We start from the raw sequence: 19,474 nt of genomic DNA on the forward strand, positions 1-19,474 counted from the left end.
GATGTCTCAGCAACACGTCCTCGCCGTGGAAGACCTCGGCAAGGCATACGTCTCGGGCGAATCCCGGGCGCAGATCCTCAACGGCGTCGACTTCGCCGTGGACAACGGCCAGTTCGTCTGCGTCGTCGGGCCCTCGGGCTCGGGCAAGACCACGCTCCTGAAGTGCATCGCGGGCCTGACCCGTCCGACGTCGGGACGGGTCGTGTTCGAAGGCGAGACGGTCACCGAGCCGCCCGCCAAGCTCGCGGTCATCTTCCAGGACTACTCCCGGAGCCTCCTGCCGTGGATGACGGTGGAGAAGAACGTCGAGATGCCGCTGCACAAGGCGAAGTTCCCCAAGGCCGAGCGCGCCGCGCTCGTGGAGGAGGCGCTCGCCAACGTCGGACTCGCCGGCAAGGGCAAGCTCTACCCGTGGGAGATGTCCGGCGGCATGCAGCAGCGCGCGGCGATCGCGCGCGGGCTCGCGTACCAGCCCGACGTCCTGCTCATGGACGAGCCCTTCGCCGCCGTCGACGCGCAGACGCGCATCGAGCTCGAGGACCTCGTGCTCGACATGAGCCGGCGCCTGGGCATGACGGTGCTGTTCGTCACGCACGACATCGACGAGGCCGTCTACCTCGGCGACCGCGTCATCGTGCTCTCGGGCGCGCCGGCGCAGGTCGCGCGCGACATCTCCGTCGACCTGCCCGTCGAGCGGCACCAGGTCGAGACGAAGAACCTGCCGCGGTTCGGCGAGCTGCGGGCAGAGGTCTTCGACCTCATCCAGCAGGCGAAGAAGCCGGTGACGCAGAACGTCCGGGCGGTTCGCGCATGACCGCCGAACCCCACGTCATCACCCTCGGCACCGCCGGCGGACCCGTGTGGGGCGCCGATGGTCAGCGCACCGGGATCGCCACCGCGGTCGTCGTCGGCGATCGCACCTACCTCGTCGACGCCGGCTCCGGCGTCGGCCGGCAGATGGTGCGCGCGGGCCTGCCCTTCGGGAGCCTCCGCGGCGTTTTCATCACGCACCTGCACTCGGATCACATCGTGGATCTCGGCGCCCTCATGGTCTTCGGGATCATGCGGATGCCGATCCCGCCGACCCACCGCATCCCGGTCATCGGCCCGGGCCCCCGCGGCGTCCTGCCGCGTCTGAGCCCCCGCGCCTCAGCGACCCTGCAGCCGGTGTTCCCCGAGAACCCGACCCCCGGCATGATCGACACCGTCGACCAGCTTCTGCGCGGGTTCGCGACCGACATCAACGACCGGCTGCTCGATTCGCTCAAGCCGACGCCGCTGGACTGGTTCACCCCGCAGGAGATCCAGATCCCCGCGTCGGCGGGCTTCCACGCCAATGACAACCCCACGCCCGAGATGGACCCGTTCGTGGTGTTCGAGGACGACGCGGTGCGCGTGTCGGCGGTACTGGTCAAGCATGCGCCGATGGCGCCGGCGTTCGGCTTCCGGTTCGAGACCGAGGGCGGCGTCGTGGCGATCTCGGGCGACACCGGCCCGACCGACAACATGATCCGGCTCGCCCGGGACGCCGATCTTCTGCTGCACGAGGCGCTCGACTTCGCGTGGGTGGAGGAGCAGTACGAGCAGACGCGGGACGACTCGGCCCGCGCGGTGCGCGATCACCACTACTCGGCCCACACCTCCCCCGAGGATGCGATGCGCATCGCCGAGGCGGCTGGGGCGCGGCAGCTCGCCCTCCACCACCTCGTTCCGCGCGGAGCGCCACGCGAGCTGTGGCTGCGCAGCGGAGAGTCGTTCCCGCGACGGTTCCTGGTTCCCGAGGACCTCGAGGTCATCTCACTGCGGGGCGGAGCGCTTCGCGCTGCCGCGCATGGTGTCGCGGGCGACGCGCGCGAAGCGGCTGACAGCCGGTGACGTGTTGCGGGTGCGGCGCAGCAGCGAGATCTCGAGCGGTGCCGGCCCGTTGAGGATCGACCGCAGCACGAGATCCGGCGACGTGATCGCGCCGCGCATCCCCTCGGGGATGATGGCCACCGCGATGCCGGCCATCGCCAGCGGGATCGCTTCGAAGAGCGACGGCACGTCCCTCACCTTCGGCTCGGGCAGATTCGCCTGGTCGAATGCCCGCAGCATGCCCGACCGCAAGCCGAAGGTGCGGGTCGAGGGCGGCGGGATCGCGATCGCCTCGTCCGCGAAGGCGGAGAGCGGGATCGGGTCCGGGCTCTCCGCGTAGGTCGAGGGCAGTGCCGCGATGAGGTTGACCGATCCGAGCGATTCGACGACGAGCACGCCGCGGTGGAACTCCTTCAGGTGCGAGCTCGAGGCTGTCGCCACCATGCCGACGTCGATCGCCCCCTCGATCAGCAGCTCGATGATCTCGGAGGCGTTGCGCTCCCGGATCGACAGCTCGGCATCCGGCCACGCGGCGGTGAACGCGCGCATGATCGCGGGAGCCGACTGCCACGCCAGCACGGGGACCACGCCGAACGTGATGGCGCCGGTCGCGCCGCTCGCCATGGAGCGGACCGTGGAGCGCAGATCGTCGACATCGCGCAGCACCCGCTGCGCCTGGCGCACCACGTAGGCGCCGACGGCCGTGGGGACCACTCCCCGCGAGCTGCGCTCGAAGATGCGCACGCCCAGCTCGGTCTCGAGCTGCAAGACGGCCGCGCTCAGCGACGGCTGGGCGAGGCCGAGGTCGGCGGCGGCCTTCGAGAAGGATCCGGCGCGAGCCGTCGCCAGCACGTACGTGAGCTGTCGGAGCTCCAGCGTCATCGTTCCGCCCGCATACTCGGACGCTACCGCACGGGTCGCGCCGCCGCCGCCCCTTGGCGTGCCTCGGCCGCGCGCTGCTCGCGCAGCGCCTTGCGGCCGGCCGAGCTGTGGGCCCAGCCGTTGCGGATGACCCGCTGCGCATCGACGGCGAGGGCGAGTCCGTCCGTGTAGGGCTCCCGCCAGATGGCCAGCCGGTCGGCGACCGGCGCCGGCAGCAGGGTGCGGGTGAACGCCTCGATGCCCCAGCGTCCGTCGTACCCTTCGTCGAGGACGGCGGCGATCGTCGCCTCCATGTCGATCACGCCCTCGCCGAGAGCACCGCGCCCCGATTGGCCGAGCTCGACGTACGCGAGGTGGGGGAGCGCGGTGCGGACCGCGGCCCGGATGCCGGGCTCCTCGATCGACATGTGGAATGCGTCGAGATGGATGCGCAGGTGCGACGAGCCACTGGCGGCGACGAAGTCCACCGCCTGGGCGGCCGTGTTGACCATCGCGGTCTCGTACCGGTTGAGCACCTCGAAGGTCATCGTGATGCCCCGCTCGCGGGCCTCGTCGGCGATGAGTCCAGCGGCGCTCGCCGCACGCTCGAACGCCCCTGGTGCGGGCGGCTGCGCGGCCTTGCCGTACGGGCCGTAGGGGACGCCATTGAGCTGGTCGCCGCCGAGGCCCACGGTCGTCTCGAGCGCGTGCCTCAGCAGGGCGAGCCCACGCGCATGCACGTCGGCATCCGCCGAACCGACGTCCGCGTCGGGCGTCTGCCCCGCCATGCCGATCGGCGCCAGGCCGCTGTCGGCGAGCAGGCCGCGGATCCGCGCGACGTCGACAGGTGCGTCGGGTGCGATGCGGGGGAGCACGACGCGCCGGAATCCGGCTTCCGCGAGCCGCGGCAGCGCGTGCTCGAGCAGCGCGACGTCCAGCCCCGGCCCGACGATGCCGAGCTGGCACGCGACGTCGAGCGGCGTGTCGATCATCGCGGACATCAGTCGAACCGGGGCGGCGCGAACCGCTGCTTGAAGGCGGAGTAGCCCTCGTCGACGTGCACGACCGTGCCGTTGATCGCCGAGGCGTCGTCCGAGGCCAGGAAGGCGACGGTGTTGGCGATCTCCTCGGGCTCGGTGAGCTTGCCGCTGACCTGCTGCGACTTGAACAGCTCGCCGAGCTCGGTGCCCAGGCGCTGGATCATGTGGGTGTTGACGCGCCCCGGCGTGATGGCGACGGCGCGGATGCCGCGCGGGCCGAGCTCGTACGCTGCCGACCGCGTGAACGAGATGACCGCCGCCTTGGCGGCGCCGTAGACCATGGCGTTCTCGGCCGCGGACTCCCCGTAGATCGACGACGTGCTGATGATGACGCCGGGGGACTCCTGCGCGACGAACTGGTGCGCGGCGGCCAGGATGCCGAAGTACACGCTGTCCTGGTCGATGCGGATCATCGGGTAGTAGTCCTTCTCGGGATTCTGCTCGAGAAGGGGGCGGCCACCGGCGATGCCGGCGTTGTTGAACATGACGTCGAGCCGCCCGAACGCCTCGACGGTGCGGGCGACGAGCGCCACGACGTCGGGGTAGCTCGACACGTCGACACGCGCGGCGAGGGCGGATCCGGCGAAGCCGTCGGCATCCGCCTCGTCCACGACGGCCTGCGCCCGCTCGAGGTCGAGGTCGGCGACGACGACCTTGGCGCCCTCGCGCAGGAACTTCCGCACGGTCGCGTGGCCGATGCCGCCCGCACCGCCCGTGATGATGGCCACTCTGCCTTCGAGTCGCATGGTGATTCTCCTGTCGTCAGTCGTGAAGGTCGTACTCGTCGAGGTCGTTGCACTGCAGGACGACCTTGGGGTGGCGCCCGCTGAGGTGGACCTGGAAAGCCTCGGCCGCGTCCTCGAGCGGGAACACGGCGCGCGTGAGCTCCGTCAGCTCGAGGTGCGGCAGGATCTGGAGCGCGCGCGGGAACGCGTACGGCGCCACGAAGACACCCGTGAGCGTCAGCTCGCGCTGGTAGAGGTACTCGGCGAGGTTGAGCGGCAGCTCGTAGTCGTGCGGGTACATGGCGCCGTACAGGACGGTGCCGCCCTTGACTGCGAGGTCGAGCAGCCCGCGGACGGCGCGCGGCGAGCCGGAGGCGTCGACGACGAGGTCGTACCCGCGTCCGTCGGTGATCTCGTCCGCGCGCGCGGCCTGGTCCTCGGCGATCGGGTCGATGACGTGCTCCGCGCCGGTGGCGAGCGCGATCTCGCGTCGCTCGGCGATCGGCTCGATGAGGGTCAGGCTGGTCGCTCCCGCCATCTTCAGGACCTGGAGCGCCAGCTGACCGATGGGGCCGCCGCCGCAGACCGCGACGCGGTCCCCGACGCGGATGCGCGCCTTGTCGGCGATACGCACCGCGATCGACGTCGGTTCGAGCAGGCAGCCCTCCAGCAGCGACACGCTGTCGGGGAGGCGGTACACCTGAGACTCGTGCCACACGACCTCCTCGCTCATGCCCGGGCGGCGGTACTCGTTGCGCAGGTTCTCGCAGAACTGCTGGCGGCCGTCGAGACAGGGGCGGCACACGCCGCAGAACTTCAGGAAGTTGCAGGCGACGCGGTCCCCAACGGCGAGACCCGACCGCGTCGCGCGCTCGCCGAGCTCGACGATGACGCCCGACACCTCGTGCCCCAGCCCGAACGGCACGTCGCGCCGGAAGAAGCCTTCGGCGACGTGCGGGTCGGAGCCGCAGATGGAGGAGTAGGCGATCCGGATGCGGACGTCCTCGGGCCCGACGTCCTGCCGGGGGAAGTCGATGACCTCGACCGTCCCGCGCGCGTTCTCGTCGGGGTCGGCGAGACGTCCCACCTTGGTGACGGCGACCGTCTTCATCGGCTGCTCCCCTCGCCTCGGACGAGGCGGCGCGCGGCGGCGAGCGTCTCGGTCGGTCCGTAGCCGTGCTTCTCGCGGAGGGCCTCGTCCGGGCCGAATCCCGCGTAGACCTGGGGGATGCCGAGGCGCTCGAACGCCACGCCGCCCGCGCCCCGGTCCATCAGCAGATCCGCCACGCGCGACCCCAGGCCCCCGTAGGCGAGGTGGTCCTCGACGACGAGGATGCGGCCGGTCTCGGCCGCGCTGGCGAGGACGAGCTCCTCATCGAGCGGCTTGATGGTGAACATGTCGACCACGCGTGACTCGATGCCCTCGCCCGCGAGGACGTCGGCGGCGTCGAGCGCCTGGCGCACCGTCGTGCCATGCGCCAGGATCGTCAGGTCCGTGCCCTCGCGGGCGACGATCCCCTTGCCGATCGTGACGTCCACGCTGCCGGGCTCGTAGAGCACCGGGTCCGACTTGCCGACGCCCATCCGCAGGTACAGCGGCCCGTCGAGGTCCATGGAGGCGCGCAGCACCTCGCCGGCCATCAGCGGGTCGGCGACGGAGGTCACCGTCATGTTGGTCAGCGCCGACATCAGGGCGATGTCCTCGACGGCGTAGTGGGTGGAGCCGCCGTTGCCGACGAGGCCGCCGTGCGAGCCGACGATCTTGACCGGCAGGTTCGGGTAGCAGACGTCGGTGCGCACCTGCTCGAGCGCGCGCATGCTCAGAAAGGGAAGCATCCCGAACACGACCGGGGTCTTGCCGTCGTAGGCGAGTCCGGCGGCGACGCCGACGCACGCCTGCTCGGCGAGCCCGACGTCGACGAAGCGGTCGGGGAACTGCGAGCGGAACGCGCCGAGCGAGCCGCCGATGTCCGGCGTGAGGACCCAGAGGTCGGGGTTGTCCTCGCCGAGCTCGGCCAGCGTCGAGCCGATCACGGAACGTGCGGAGACCATGTCTCCGGTCACTGCGGTCGTCATGAGCGGATCCCTTCGGTTGCCAGTTCGGGTCGGTGGGCGTCGAGCGATGCGAGCGCTCGCTCGAGGTCTGCGTCGCCGAGCGAACCGGCGTGCCAGGCGATCTGCCCCTCCATGAAGTCGACGCCCTTGCCCTTCACCGTTTCGCACACGAGAACGGTCGGGGTCTGGGAGTCGGGTGCCGGGAGCGCGTCGATCGCGTCGACGAGGGCCTGCATGTCGTGGCCGTCGACGTGGACGACGTTCCAGCCGAACGCGGCCCATTTGTCGGTGTACGGCTCGAGGACGACCAGTTCCTCGTCGTGGGTGGTCATGAGCTGTCGGTTGCGGTCGACGACGGCGACGAGGTTCCCGAGGCGGTTGCTGCGGGCGGCCATGGCGGCCTCCCACACCGAGCCTTCGCCGGTCTCGCCGTCGCCGAGCAGCGTGAAGACGCGATGCGGCTTACGGCCCTGCCGCGCCGCAAGGGCCATGCCGACGGCGAGGGGCAGCCCGTGACCGAGCGAGCCCGTCGACGCCTCGACGCCGGGCAGCTGCACCTTGCACGGGTGCATGCCGTAGGCGCTGTCGAGCTGGCCGTAGGTGTCGAAGATCGAATCGACCGTGAAGAAGCCGCGCTGAGCCATCGTCAGGTACATGCACACCGCGGCGTGGCCCTTGCTCAGGACGAAGCGGTCGCGCGCCGGGTTCGCGAGGTCCGTGGGATCGACCGCGAGTCCGTAGTGGAACAGCGCGGTGAAGACATCGGCTGCGGACAGATCCCCGCCGACATGGATGGGCCCGTTGTAGCTGTGGCTCAGCTGCATCAGCAGTCGGCGCAGTTCCCACGCCGTCTCTTCCAGCTGCGGCACGGTGTGGGCCCGTGCGGTCAAAAGCGCCTCGCGACTCATGTGCTCACTCCTCCTCGAATGGCTCGATGGATCGACGGTAGCAGAATCTGGTTCAAAACTGAACTGGATTGATACTGAACTGATTCTGATCTAGACTCGACGCACGCCGCATCCGCCGGCGTCGCGCAGCACAGAGAGGTGCAGGAATGGCAATGCTCACCGTGGACGACACCGTCGTCACCGATCTCTACATCGGCGGCGAACACCGCACGACCGACGCATCCGTACCGGTGGTGGACCCCGCACGCGGGACGACGGTGGGGCATGCTGCATCGGCGACGCCCCAGGATGTGGCGGCTGCCGTCGCCGCAGCGAAGCAGGCGTTCCCGGGCTGGGCGGCGCTGTCGCCGAAGGCCCGCGCAGACCTGCTCGAGGCCGCGGTCGTGCGCGATGAGGCCGACGCCCGGGACGACGCGGTGCTCCTGTCGCGCGAGAACGGCAAGATCCTCGCCGAATGCGTGCGCGACACCTCGATGCTGCAACGCCGCACTCGGCAGGTCACGCGGCTCGCCGACATCGTCGACGCGACACGCTCGATGCCGAGCGAGCGGGCCGTGCCCACGAACACCGAGATCGGGTACCAGCCCCTGGGGGTCGTCACGATCATCGTCCCCTTCAACTGGCCTGTCGGCATCCTTTCGACGGCGCTGCCCTACGCCCTGCTCGCCGGCAACACCGTCGTGGTGAAGCCGCCGCCCACGGCTCCGCTCGCGACGACGCGGATCGTCGAGCGCGTGGCGGCTCACCTGCCGCCGGGGGTGCTCAACGTCGTCACGGGCGTCGATGAGAACATGACGGCCCTCGTGCGCAACACCGACGTCGCGAAGGTGTGCTTCACCGGCTCGGTCGGCGGCGGCAAGCGCATCATGGCGCTCGCGGCCGAGAGCCTCACGCGCGTCACGCTAGAGCTCGGCGGGAACGACGCCGCGATCCTCCTCGACGACGCGCCCCTCGATGACGACCACCTGGACCGGCTGTTCGCCGCGGTCTTCTCCTCGACCGGGCAGATCTGCATGAACGCCAAGCGGATCTACGTGCACCGAGCGCGCCTCGACGAGGTGGTGCAGGGCCTGTCGGATCGGCTCTCGCGCACCGTGCTGGGCGAGGGGCTGGACCCGTCCACCACGATGGGACCGCTGCACACGGAGCGACAGAAGGAGTTCGTCGGAGAGATCATCGCCGAGGCGCGCGATGCCGGCGCCACGGTCCTCGAGTTCGGGGAGCTGCCCGAGGCGCCCGAGCTGCGAGACGGCCATTTCATCCGCCCCGCCCTCGTCGTCGATCCCGACGCGTCGTTGCGCGTCGTCCACGAGGAGCCGTTCGGTCCCGTGGTGCCCCTCATCGCGTTCGACGACGACGAGACGGCTGTCGAGCTCGCCAATGACAGCTGGGCGGGGCTCGGCGGCTCGGTGTGGTCGGCCGATGAGGACCGCGCGGCGCGCCTCGGCGCCCGGCTCGAGTGCGGCTACGTGTGGATCAACGACCACGGGGCGCCGCGACTGGACATCCGCGCGCCGTTCGGCGGAATGAAGCAGTCCGGCATGGGGCGCGAGCAGGGCATCGAAGGCATCCGTGCGTTCCAGGACACGCGGGCCATTGCTCGACTGGACCGCGAGGCGCTCGCGGCGATGTCTCGCTAGCGTGAGAGGACACAGCGTTGAGGAGGCGGGCGATGGCGGATGAGCTGCCACGGGCCACGGTGCTCCAGCACCCGGGCGGCCTGGAAGGCGTGGCGACCGAACCGCTGCCGACCGCGCTCCCGCCCGAGGAGTTCACGCCGCGCCTGCTGACGCTCCTGTCGAACGTCCTGGTCAGCGCGCAGGCTCAGGGTTTCCGCACCGAGACCGGACGCTCGACCAACGAGTGGCGGATCCTCGCGGCCGTGGCTGCCACCCCCGGGCAGTCGGCGTCCGAGATCGCCGAATCGCTGTCGATCAACAAGTCGCTGATCTCGCCCACCGTCAACCGTCTCGCCGAGGAGGGGCTCATCGTCCTCGTCGGCGGGCCTCGCGGCTCGCGTCCGATGTACCTGACGCCGGACGGCGTGCGGGTCCACGATCTGCTGGCCCCGATCGCGCAGCGCGGCCAGGACCTCATCACCGCCGAACTCGGCGAGGACGACGTTCGGGCTCTGAACGCCATCCTGCGTCGGCTTCTCGCGCGCGCCCGGGACGGAGGCGTCGGTGGGGCGGACCGATCCTAGTCCCGGGCCGCGCCCGGAACGTCAGCTGCGGCTCGGGAAGATCCCCTGCACGGCGATGCAGTAATTGAGATCGTCGGCCTTGCTCTGCTTCCTCAGGTCGGGGAGCCCGAACGTGGTTCTCCCGTCTCCGCCGTAGGTCGTGCCCAGCAGGCTGAACAGCGCCTGGTTCGACATGATGTCCAGCAGCTGGCCTTCGGCCGCCACCCAGCCCCGCGGGGCGAAGCCGAACCCGAAGGCCTGGATCTGTCCGAGGAACGGTTCCATGGTGAGCTCCCTTTCCGGCTCCGTCGTCGCGATTACGACGCCGTCTTCGCGCGATCGTGCCGTACACGGGCGAACGCGGTCGCGGCGAGGATCAGTGCCGCGGCGATGATCGCCATGGCGCCCGTCGCCACCGAGTACGGCTCGTCGGTGATGCGGGCGACCGCGACCCAGCAGATTCCCCAGCACAGCGAGAGGGCGGGCGCGATGCGTCCGCCGCCCCACAGGGCGAGCGCGATGCCGACGACGGCCGCGGCGCCGAGGACGATCCCGGCCCAGATCTCGGGCGAGATGCCGAATCCGTCGAAGCCGGCGGCGACCAGGACGGCCGTGGTGTTGGCCGCGGTTGCGATGATCACCCAGCCGAGGTAGAGGCCGATCGCGCCGTCGGCGACGACGGTCTCGACGAGGTTCTTGGGTGCCGTCTCGCGCAGGATGACGAAGATGCGGGCGAGCACCGCCAGCAGGGCGACGATGATCGGCAGGCTCGCGTAGAGGAGGTCGGCCTGGACGCTGAAGATCCACACCGCGTTCAGCACGAGCGAGGCCAGCACCCACCAGCCGATGCGGCGCTGGCGCTCGTCGTGGCGCTGGCTCGGGAGGACCTGCCAGACGGCGTAGGCGAGCATGCCGGTGTAGATGACGCTCCAGATGCGGAACGCGCCGGTCCCTGGCGCGATGAGCGTCGAGTCCGCGTCGAGATAGCCGCCCGCGGCCTCCTGGATCGGGGTTCCCACGATGACGCCCGACCCGATGAAGGCGGCGACGATCGCGAGCACCGAGCTCACGAGGACGAGCCACTGCCTGACGGTGTCGCGCGCGTCCAGGCCGTCTCGCGTGGATGAGGTCGTGGTATCAGCGGTCATTGCGTCTCCCGGTTCGAGTCTGCTCCATCGGGCGCCGTTCGTCACCCACTGGTTCGTTCCGTCGCAGGGGCGCATTCGGATGCAGATGAATGCATCTTCGATCCCTGGCGTGTCCGAGTCACGCGTCCCGGGCATCAGCCGTCGCGACGCGCGCTTCGCGGGCCTCTTGACCTCGACCCGCACGTGTCGTGTCATTCAATGAAAAGACACGTACGGGGGAGCGATGGCGATCAAGCGGGTCTCGGCGCTGAGCACCGGGACGGTGTGGATTCATCCGCAGCACGCGGCGTCGCACGGATCGCCCATCGCGTGGTGGCTGGCGACGTCCCGCCGGTGGACCGAACCGCTTCCGATCAGCCTCTTCGCGATCGAGCACGATCAAGGCCTGGTGCTGTTCGACACCGGACAGGATCGGCGTTCGGTCACCGACCCCGACTACTTCCCCGGCGGGCTCGCGCGACTGATCTACCGTCGCCTCGCCCGATTCGAGATCGGGCCCGATGACACGCTGACAGCGCGACTGGCGGGCATCGGGCTCGACGTCGCCGACGTCCGCTTCGCGGTTCTGTCCCATCTGCACCAGGACCACATCGGCGGACTCCGCGAGCTCGAGGGGGCCGAGATCATCGTGAGCGAAGCCGAATGGGCGACGGTCGGGCGGCCCGGCTCCGAGATCAACGGGATCCTGACTCGGCACATCGACCTGCCGGGGATCCGGTGGCGACGGGTGACACCGGGCGTCAGCTCCGACCCGGCGATCGCGCCGTTCACGCACGCCGTCGACCTCTTCGACGACGGGAGCCTGCTGCTGCTGCCCACTCCCGGGCACACGCCCGGGTCGCTGTCGATGCTGCTGCGCGACGAGGGGTTCCCGCCGATGCTGTTCGTCGGTGACCTGACCTACCGTCTCGACCTGCTCGAGGACGGACGCATCCCCGGCGTGGGCGACGCGGGTCTGCTGCGGTCGACGACGGCGATGGTGCAGGAGCTGCGGCGCAGCATGCCGGACCTCGTCGTGCTGCCCGCTCACGATCCGGGCGCGGCGGCGAGGCTCGCCGACGCCGTCGGGGGCCGCGCGTGACGCCGCATCGGCGCAGCCCCTTGCCGCTCCCGGCCACGACGGATAGCGTGCGGCGGCATGGAGCACACCACGTCGGTCGACGGCACGCGCATCGCGTACCGGGAGTCGGGGAGCGGCACCCCGGTCCTCATCGTCGGGGGCGCCTTCTCGCGAGCCGCGGATGCGGACGAGATCGCCGCCGCGCTGGTGGCGGCCGGCTTGCGCGCCGTGACGATCGACCGCCGAGCCCGCGGCGAGAGCGGTGACACGTCGCCGTACGCGCCCCATCGGGAGGTCGAGGACCTCGCCGCGGTGCTGGAGGCCGTCGGAGGCTCGGGGGTGCTCCTCGGCCATTCGTCGGGTGCGATCCTCTCGCTCCTCGCCGCGGCTCGCGGTGTCCCGGCGACGCGCCTGTTCCTGTCGGAGCCTCCGCTCGGATTCGGAGAGCGCGGAGTCCCCGCGGACCTGCCCGAGCGATTGCAGCAGATGGTCGACGAGGGGGACGCCGAGGAGGCGGTGGTGACCTTCCAGCGCGAGGCCGTCGGACTTCCCGACCAGGTGATCGAGCAGATCCGCTCGAGCCCGATGTTCTCCGGGCTCGTGCCCCTCGCGCAGTCGGTGGTCTACGACGCCACGCTCTCGCGCGCGCACGACGATCCGGGGCCCGACCTGCGCGCCGTGGCGATCCCCACCACCGTGCTGTGCGGCGTGGAGACGTTCCCGTTCCTGGAGGTCGCGGCCCGACGGCTCGCCGCGGCGATGCCGTCGGCCGATCTCGTGATCGTCCCCGAGTCCCGCGGACACCGCGTCGATCCCGACGCGACGGCGCGGATCATCGCCGACCGACTCGAGACTCAGCCGCAGCAGTGACAGCGGCGGATGCCTTCGTCCTCGGCAGGTGAGAGGACGCGACCGGACGTCGCGGCCGATTCCGGCGAATGTCCAATCCGATTCGCGTCGGGCGCCGAACACTCCATGCACGCCGCCTCCGCGACGTGTACGGCCCTCGGCACCGGGGTCCGTCCTGCACGAGCCCTCCATGCGGCTCACCAATCAGGAGGAAGACATGCTCACCAAGAAGACGCTCACCGCCGGACTCGCGCTCGCCTTCGCCTCATCGATCGTGCTCGCGGGCTGCTCGATGGGGGCCTCCGGCACGTCCGACGACGCCGATGCTCCCGCGACGGAGGAGACGGCCGAGGCGATGGACGACGGGGCCATGGACGACATGGACCCCGCGGCCGCGCTCGTCGGCCCCGGCTGCACCGACTACGCCGCGATGGTGCCGGACGGTGCGGGATCGGTGGCCGGCATGGCCGAGGACCCGGTCGCCACCGCCGCATCCAACAACCCGCTGCTGACCACGCTCACTGCCGCGGTGAGCGGTGGGCTGAACTCCGATGTCGACCTGGTCGACACGCTCAATGGCGACGAGTTCACCGTCTTCGCGCCGGTGGACGACGCTTTCGCGCAGATCGACGCCGACACGATCGAAGCACTGTCGACCGATGCCGGGCTGCTGACCTCGATCCTCACCTACCACGTCGTGGCCGGCCAGATCGGGCCCGATGCGATCGAGGGGACCCAGGTCACCCTCAACGGCGCCGAGGTCGAGGTGACCGGCAGCGGCGACGACCTGATGGTGAACGACGCGGCGGTCATCTGCGGTGGTGTGCAGACGGCGAACGCGACCGTCTATCTCATCGACACGGTGCTCCTGCCGCCCGCGTCCTGAGCCGGTCGGCCCTCGCGGCCGACCCGGAGCGGGCCCGCCGGCCTACGGGGGGGGGCGCCGGCGGGCCGGCCATCGTCCGGGCCGCGCGGACGACCGCGCGAGCAGCGGCGCGGGGAGGGAAGGAGGACGACATGTCCACGCGCAGACCCAAGGGAATGCTGTGGGCGGCGGTGGCCGGCGTCGTGGGCGCGGGGGTCTACCTCGCCGTCTGCGAGGCTGTCGCCCTGCTCGTGGCTCCCGGTGCGAACCCGGTGCTCGACGTGGCCGGCTCCATCATCGATGTCGTGCCGCGACCGGTCAAGGAGTTCGCGATCTCCGCGTTCGGTACGGCCGACAAGCCGGTCCTGGTCGCTTCGGTGGGCGTCGCGGCGTTCATCGGTGCCGCAGTGGCCGGCGTACTCCAGCTGCGACGCCCGCCGTGGGGGGTGGCGGTGCTGGGGCTGGGGGCCGCGGCAGCGCTGGCTGCTGTCGTCACGCGCCCGGGCGCCGCGATGCTCACGCCCCTGGCACCCGCGGCCGGGACGCTCGCCGGATGCTTCGTGCTGGCCGTGCTCGTCGCGCGCCTGCGAGCGTGGCTCGGGCTCCCCGGTCGCGACGAGACAGGCGAGCCCGCGGGCAGCAGCGGCCGCGGGCGCGCGGCGGTCGATCGCCGGGCGTTCTTCGTCCTGACCGCGGCGGCCGCGGTGTCGGCGGCCGCGATCGGGCTGGGCGCGCGCCTCGCCGACGGCGCACGGACCTCGGTCGAGGCGGTTCGCGGGGCCCTTCGCCTGCCGACGCCTCCCGCCGTCGAGGTGCCGGCTGGTGCGGAGCTCGGCATCCGGGGGCTCTCGCTGCTGTACACGCCCAACGACGCGTTCTACCGCGTCGACACCGCGCTCGAGGTGCCCGTCGTCGATCCCGCCGCGTGGCGCCTCGTCGTGGACGGGCTCGTCGATGAGCCGCTCGATCTGAGCTTCGACGAAATGATCGGCAAGGGGCTGCAGGAGTACTCGATCACCCTCACGTGCGTGTCGAACGAGGTGGGCGGCGACCTCGTCGGCACGGCCAGATGGTGGGGCGTTCCGGTGCGCGACATCCTTCGCATGGCGCGTCCTCAGGACGGTGCCGACATGGTGCTCTCGCGGAGCGTCGACGGCTTCACGGCGAGCACGCCGCTCGAAGCGCTCACCGACGACGGGATCGACGCCATCCTCGCGGTCGCCATGAACGGCGAGCCGCTGCCCCTCGAGCACGGTTTTCCTGTGCGCATGGTCGTGCCCGGGCTGTACGGCTACGTGTCGGCGACGAAGTGGCTCACGCGGCTGACCGTGACCACCTTCGCGGAGGACGAGGCGTACTGGACGCCGCGGGGGTATGCGGCGCGAGCTCCCGTCAAGCTCTCCTCGCGGATGGACACGCCCCGACCCGGGTCCCGGGTGGCAGCGGGCCGGGTCGCGCTCGCCGGCGTCGCGTGGGCGCAGACGGTGGGGATCGAACGGGTGGAGGTCAGCATCGACGACGGCCCGTGGACGGCGGCTGAACTGTCCGCGCCGGTCAACGCCGACACGTGGGTGCAGTGGACGATCCCGTGGGACGCCGAGCCGGGAACGCACTACGTGTCCGTGCGGGCGGTCGACCGCAACGGGCAGGTGCAGATCGAGGAGCGCTCCCCTATCGCCCCGGACGGCTCCACCGGCTGGCAACGCACGCTGCTCACCGTGGTGTGACGCCGGGGACGATCGAGGATCTCCCTCGCCGGCCCGGAGCGCCGGTGAGGGCCGTAGCCTGGGCGAGCGGCCGGATGCGGCATCCGACCCGGGACGGAGAGGTCATGGAATTCGGGCTGCACATCGCGGACTTCACCTTCGACGGCGGGCCGGCCGACCTCGGCCCGGCGCTCGCACGCCACGTTCAGCACGCCGAGGATGCCGGCATCCAGCGCATCACGGTCATGGACCACTTCTGGCAGCTGCCGGGCATCGGGCCGGTCGAGAACGAGATGCTCGAGGCGTACGCCACGATGGGCTTCCTCGCCGCGCACACCGAGAAGGCGATGCTGCACGTCCTCGTCACGGGCGTGCTGTATCGGCATCCGTCCCTGCTCGCCAAGCAGGTGAGCACGCTCAACGTGCTGTCGGGCGGACGCTTCGGCCTGGGCATCGGCGCCGGGTGGAACGAGCAGGAATGCCGCGGACTCGGCTTCGCGTTCGCCCCGGTCGCGCAGCGGTTCCGCGAGCTCGAGGAGACCATCCAGATCTGCCTCCAGATGTGGTCGGATTCCGACGAGCCCTTCGACGGTGCGATCTGGCAGCTCGAGCGGACGCTCAACTCGCCGCAGAACCTCACCAAGCCCATGCTCATGATCGGCGGCGGCGGAGAGAAGAAGACCCTGAAGCTCGTTGCCCAGTACGCCGACGCGTGCAACCTGAGCGCCCTGGCCGGAATGCCCGCGCACAAGCTGGACGTCCTGCGCGCGCATTGCGACGACGTCGGCCGCGACTACGACGACATCGAGAAGACCGCAATGATCGGGGTCTCGCCCGCGTCGAGCGTCGAGGGCGTCGCCGATCAGGTGCGGCAGCTCGGCGAGCTCGGCTTCACCGCGACGTACGTTTTCTCGGTCGGCATCAAAGAGCCGGCTCGGGTGGTCGATCTGATCGCCGACGTCGCGAAGCAGGTGTAGCGCTCGCCGCGTCAGGTGAGCGCCGACATGAGTCGGGCGACGCCGTCCATGAAGGTGGCGCTTCTCGGCTCGTTTCGCCACTCCTCGGGAGTGAGCTCGCGTCCGGCGTCGCGGTAGTCCTGCTCGACCTCGCGCATGGCGGCGACGAAGGAGCGGCCGCGCACGAGGGTGGAGACCTCCATGTTGAGGCTGAACGAGCGGATGTCCATGTTGCTGGACCCGATGACGGCGATGTCGTCGTCGATCGAGAAGTGCTTGGCGTGCAGGATGTACGGCGCCGGGTACAGGAAGATCCGCACGCCGGCCTCGAGCAGCGCCTCGTAGTAGGACCGCTGTGCGTGGTACACGAGCCACTGGTCGCCGATCTCGGACACGAACAGCTGCACGTCCAGGCCCCGCTGGCAGGCCGTGGTGATGGCGTAGACCATGGCTTCGTCGGGGACGAAGTAGGGGCTCGTCAGGATGACCTTCTCCGTGGCGCCGTGGATGAGCGAGAGGAACAGCCGCAGGTTGTTCTCGGTCGTGTAGCCGGGGCCGCTGGGCACGATCTGGCACACGAGGGCGTCGCCGCCGTCGAACGCGGCGATCTCGGTCGCCGCGACCTGGTCGTCGAGCTGTTCGCCGGTCTCGATGAGCCAGTCCGAGAGGAACACCGCGCCCACCTCGGCGACGGCGGGGCCTTCGAGCGAGGTCATGAGCTCCTGCCACTGCAGGCCGCGCTTGATGTTCTTCGGGGCGTTGTAGCTGCGGTCGATGAGGTTCTGCGACCCGACGAACGCGATGCGGCCGTCGACGACGACCAGCTTGCGGTGGTTGCGCAGGTCGGGCCGCTGGAACTTCCCCTGGAACGGCTGCACCGGAAGCATCCACGCCCACGTCACGCCGATGCGGTCCAGTTCGGCGAAGGTCTCCTGCCAGTGCGCGGTGCGGCGCGAGGCGACGTAGTCGGCGAGCAGACGCACGGTGACGCCGCGGGCGACGGCGGCTTCCATCGCAGAGAAGAACCGCCGGGTTGTGTCGTCCCACGAGACGATGTAGAACTCCACGTGCACGTAGCGCTGGGCCGTGTCCATGGCGCGAGCCATCGTGTCGACCGACGTCGTGTAGTCCGCCTCGAGGACGGCGCGATTCCCGCTCACCGCGGGGATGCTCGTGAGCCGCTCGTTCTGCTCGACGACCCGCTGGAACCACCGCGGCCACCCCGAAGGGTCCGCCGCCAGCTGCGATTCCCGGACGCGCGCGGCGATGACGGTGTCGATGCGCGCCTGCTCGTCGCGCCGCGAGGCCGGCAGCCGCACATTGCCGATCAGCAGGTACAGCGCGATGCCGACGACGGGGAGCAGGAAGATCGTCAGCAGCCACGCCATCGCGGCCGTGGGCTTGCGGCGTCGGGGGATGATGATCAGCGCCGCGATATCGATCGTGAGCGTCCCGGCGAGGGCGATCAGCCATCCGAGATTCGTTGTCGCGACTGCAGTCAGCACTCGTCTGCTCCTTCTGTCAGGGCAGAGTCTGCCACCGCCCGGCGCCGGCGCCCGAGCCGGGTCACGTCTTCGCGTCCTGCCGAGGGATGAAGACCTCTTTGATGATCAGCAGGATCGCGGCGGTGACCGGGATCGCCACCAGGGCGCCGAGCAGCCCGAGCAGCGTGCCTCCGACCAGCGCACCGATCACGACGAGCGAGCCGGGGACCGAGATCGTGCGGTTCATGACCTTCGGCGTCAGCACGTACGCCTCGACCTGGATGTAGATCAGGTAGCAGATCGCGAAGATCAGCGCCGTCACGGGGCTGGTGAACAGCGCGATGACCGAGGCGGTGATCCAGTACAGCACCGAGCCGATGAGCGGGATGAGCGTGATCAGGAACGCCATCAGGCCCATGAGCGCGGGGAACGGCAGCCCGAGGATCAGGTGCAGCGCCGTCGCGACCACGGCGTTCATCCCGGCGAGCACCACCATGCCCATGAGATAACCGCCCATGGAGTCGGTGATGCGGTCGGTGAGTTCGGCGAACTTCGTACGGTTGCGGGCGGGCGCGAGCTGGTACATCGCGTTCTTCATCGGCTGCAGCGAGCCGAGGAAGTACAGCGAGAGCACCACGACGATGAGCCCGCCCGAGATCGCCGTCGTGAGCCCGATCGCGAAGCTCAGGACGCCGCCTCCCAGGTTCGCGAGCGTCGACGGGTCCGAGAGGAAGGTCTTCAGCTGGTCCAGAGCGTTCCCGATCACATCGCCGTAGTCCGCCTCGATGCCGGCGTACCAGTCCGAGGACTCGAGATCCGTGATCCCCTGCGGGATCGCCTTGGCGAACTCGATGAGTTGGCGGACGACCGCGGGCAGCACGAACACCACGATCACGACCAGCAGCAGGGCGAACGAGCCGAACACGATCGTGATGCCCCACGGCCGCGCGACGCCGCCGCGCTCGAGGCGGCGGACCACCGGGTCGAGCCCGATCGCGACGAACAGCGCCAGCGTGATGTAGATGAGGATCGTGGAGAGCGATCCGATCGCGAGCCCCATCACGATCGAGAACAGCACGCCGAAGGTGACGACGACCGCGGTGCCGAACGGATGGTCGAGCGCCGCCAGGACGCCGCGCGCACCCGAGGGTGCCCCGGGCGACCGTGCCGTGTCGGGGACGTCTGCGGTCTCGGGTGGCCGTGGTGCGCTCTTCTTCCACATGGCCTCAGCATGGCGGCGCGATCCGCGGTGCGCGTCACCTGATCCGCGCGATATCCGAGAGCTGTTTCATGCAACCGGCATGACGCGCGCGGACGCCGTGCGGGCTACCGTGACGATCGCGGCGGTGCGCCGCAGTGGACCATCGACAAGGAGAACATCATGCCCCTCCGCAGAATGGGCCGGCCGGGCCTGGTCGGAATGGCGGCGCGAACGGCGGTGGTCGCCGGCACGGCGACCGCGGTCTCCGGCGGCGTCGCCCGACGTCAGCAGGCGAGAGCCCAGTCGCAGCATGAGCAGCAGCAGTACGAGGCTGCTCAGCAGCAGGCGCAGATCGATGCAGCCGCCCAGGCCGCCGCGGCCCAGTACGCCGCACCCGCACCCGCACCCGCACCCGCACCGGCAGCGGCTCCGGCCGGCGGAACGGACATCGTCGCCGAGCTCCAGAAGCTCGGAGCCCTCAAGGACGCCGGCGTCCTCAGCGACGCGGAGTTCGCCGCCGCGAAGGCGAAGCTGCTGGGCTGAGAGACCACACGACGAAGGCGGGGGCCGGACTGCCGTC

The 19,474-nt window shown here is 70.4% G+C and carries 20 protein-coding genes; 10 read left to right on the top strand and 10 right to left on the bottom strand.

Annotation, left to right across the window (positions count from 1 at the left end; genetic code table 11):
* Nucleotide 1: 1 nt before the first annotated feature.
* Both P0L94_16285 and P0L94_16290 read left to right on the top strand, forming a co-directional pair.
* Nucleotides 2-814, top strand: a complete 813-nt coding sequence (locus P0L94_16285; protein ID WES64014.1) for an ABC transporter ATP-binding protein — start codon at nucleotides 2-4, stop codon at nucleotides 812-814.
* On the top strand, nucleotides 811-1,875 hold the full coding sequence (locus P0L94_16290; GenBank protein ID WES64015.1) for an MBL fold metallo-hydrolase: 1,065 nt from the start codon (nucleotides 811-813) through the stop codon (nucleotides 1,873-1,875). The genes P0L94_16285 and P0L94_16290 overlap by 4 nt, the downstream gene beginning before the upstream one ends.
* Here the strand turns inward: P0L94_16290 and P0L94_16295 are convergent.
* From P0L94_16295 to P0L94_16320, 6 genes are read right to left on the bottom strand one after another with little or no spacing between them, the layout of a single operon-like run.
* Complete coding sequence (locus P0L94_16295; GenBank protein ID WES64016.1) at nucleotides 1,798-2,736, bottom strand: LysR family transcriptional regulator; 939 nt, start codon at nucleotides 2,734-2,736, stop codon at nucleotides 1,798-1,800. The genes P0L94_16290 and P0L94_16295 overlap by 78 nt on opposite strands.
* 23 nt (nucleotides 2,737-2,759) lie before the next feature.
* Nucleotides 2,760-3,716, bottom strand: coding sequence for a sugar phosphate isomerase/epimerase (locus P0L94_16300; protein ID WES64017.1), 957 nt, complete (start codon nucleotides 3,714-3,716; stop codon nucleotides 2,760-2,762).
* Complete coding sequence (locus P0L94_16305) at nucleotides 3,716-4,501, bottom strand: SDR family NAD(P)-dependent oxidoreductase (protein ID WES64018.1); 786 nt, start codon at nucleotides 4,499-4,501, stop codon at nucleotides 3,716-3,718. The genes P0L94_16300 and P0L94_16305 overlap by 1 nt, the downstream gene beginning before the upstream one ends.
* Nucleotides 4,502-4,517: 16 nt before the next feature.
* The gene (locus P0L94_16310) at nucleotides 4,518-5,591 is read right to left on the bottom strand and encodes an alcohol dehydrogenase catalytic domain-containing protein (protein WES64019.1); all 1,074 of its coding nucleotides are present in this window, start codon (nucleotides 5,589-5,591) and stop codon (nucleotides 4,518-4,520) included.
* Nucleotides 5,588-6,556, bottom strand: coding sequence for a transketolase C-terminal domain-containing protein (locus P0L94_16315; protein ID WES64020.1), 969 nt, complete (start codon nucleotides 6,554-6,556; stop codon nucleotides 5,588-5,590). The genes P0L94_16310 and P0L94_16315 overlap by 4 nt, the downstream gene beginning before the upstream one ends.
* The gene (locus P0L94_16320) at nucleotides 6,553-7,443 is read right to left on the bottom strand and encodes a transketolase (GenBank protein ID WES64021.1); all 891 of its coding nucleotides are present in this window, start codon (nucleotides 7,441-7,443) and stop codon (nucleotides 6,553-6,555) included. Before P0L94_16320 ends, P0L94_16315 begins: the two co-directional genes overlap by 4 nt.
* Nucleotides 7,444-7,589: 146 nt before the next feature.
* Between P0L94_16320 and P0L94_16325 the strand changes: the two genes are divergently transcribed.
* Together P0L94_16325 and P0L94_16330 are read left to right on the top strand one after the other, a co-directional pair.
* Nucleotides 7,590-9,083 (top strand): aldehyde dehydrogenase family protein, encoded by a 1,494-nt coding sequence (locus P0L94_16325; protein ID WES64022.1) that lies wholly within the window; start codon nucleotides 7,590-7,592, stop codon nucleotides 9,081-9,083.
* Nucleotides 9,084-9,115: 32 nt separating this feature from the next.
* Nucleotides 9,116-9,646: a MarR family winged helix-turn-helix transcriptional regulator gene (locus P0L94_16330; GenBank protein ID WES64023.1), complete on the top strand. Its 531-nt coding sequence runs from the start codon at nucleotides 9,116-9,118 to the stop codon at nucleotides 9,644-9,646.
* A gap of 21 nt (nucleotides 9,647-9,667) precedes the next feature.
* Here P0L94_16330 and P0L94_16335 read toward each other — a convergent pair whose 3' ends face one another.
* The gene (locus tag P0L94_16335) at nucleotides 9,668-9,910 is read right to left on the bottom strand and encodes a tail fiber protein (GenBank protein WES64024.1); all 243 of its coding nucleotides are present in this window, start codon (nucleotides 9,908-9,910) and stop codon (nucleotides 9,668-9,670) included.
* Nucleotides 9,911-9,942: 32 nt separating this feature from the next.
* Nucleotides 9,943-10,773: a tryptophan-rich sensory protein gene (locus tag P0L94_16340; GenBank protein ID WES64025.1), complete on the bottom strand. Its 831-nt coding sequence runs from the start codon at nucleotides 10,771-10,773 to the stop codon at nucleotides 9,943-9,945.
* A 223-nt stretch (nucleotides 10,774-10,996) separates the two neighbouring features.
* Here P0L94_16340 and P0L94_16345 point away from each other — a divergent pair, with 223 nt between their 5' ends.
* The 5 genes from P0L94_16345 to P0L94_16365 all read left to right on the top strand — a co-directional run bounded on the left by P0L94_16345 (nucleotide 10,997) and on the right by P0L94_16365 (nucleotide 16,230).
* Nucleotides 10,997-11,854, top strand: a complete 858-nt coding sequence (locus P0L94_16345) for an N-acyl homoserine lactonase family protein (GenBank protein WES64026.1) — start codon at nucleotides 10,997-10,999, stop codon at nucleotides 11,852-11,854.
* 57 nt (nucleotides 11,855-11,911) lie between these two features.
* On the top strand, nucleotides 11,912-12,703 hold the full coding sequence (locus P0L94_16350; protein WES64027.1) for an alpha/beta hydrolase: 792 nt from the start codon (nucleotides 11,912-11,914) through the stop codon (nucleotides 12,701-12,703).
* Between the two features lie 196 nt (nucleotides 12,704-12,899).
* Complete coding sequence (locus P0L94_16355) at nucleotides 12,900-13,568, top strand: fasciclin domain-containing protein (protein WES64028.1); 669 nt, start codon at nucleotides 12,900-12,902, stop codon at nucleotides 13,566-13,568.
* 131 nt (nucleotides 13,569-13,699) lie between these two features.
* Nucleotides 13,700-15,274: a molybdopterin-dependent oxidoreductase gene (locus P0L94_16360; GenBank protein ID WES64029.1), complete on the top strand. Its 1,575-nt coding sequence runs from the start codon at nucleotides 13,700-13,702 to the stop codon at nucleotides 15,272-15,274.
* Nucleotides 15,275-15,378: 104 nt separating this feature from the next.
* Nucleotides 15,379-16,230 (top strand): LLM class F420-dependent oxidoreductase, encoded by an 852-nt coding sequence (locus P0L94_16365; protein WES64030.1) that lies wholly within the window; start codon nucleotides 15,379-15,381, stop codon nucleotides 16,228-16,230.
* A gap of 11 nt (nucleotides 16,231-16,241) precedes the next feature.
* On the opposite strand, the gene cls is transcribed toward P0L94_16365, so the two are convergent.
* Nucleotides 16,242-17,714: a cardiolipin synthase gene (gene cls / locus P0L94_16370; GenBank protein ID WES64031.1), complete on the bottom strand. Its 1,473-nt coding sequence runs from the start codon at nucleotides 17,712-17,714 to the stop codon at nucleotides 16,242-16,244.
* Between the two features lie 61 nt (nucleotides 17,715-17,775).
* On the bottom strand, nucleotides 17,776-18,915 hold the full coding sequence (locus P0L94_16375) for an AI-2E family transporter (protein ID WES64032.1): 1,140 nt from the start codon (nucleotides 18,913-18,915) through the stop codon (nucleotides 17,776-17,778).
* A gap of 159 nt (nucleotides 18,916-19,074) precedes the next feature.
* Between P0L94_16375 and P0L94_16380 the strand changes: the two genes are divergently transcribed.
* Entirely contained in the window at nucleotides 19,075-19,437 is a 363-nt protein-coding gene (locus tag P0L94_16380; protein ID WES64033.1) for an SHOCT domain-containing protein, read from the top strand.
* Nucleotides 19,438-19,474: the final 37 nt, after the last annotated feature.

The organism is Microbacter sp. GSS18 (assembly GCA_029319145.1).
In the GTDB taxonomy this organism is placed as follows: Bacteria; Actinomycetota; Actinomycetes; order Actinomycetales; family Microbacteriaceae; genus Microbacterium.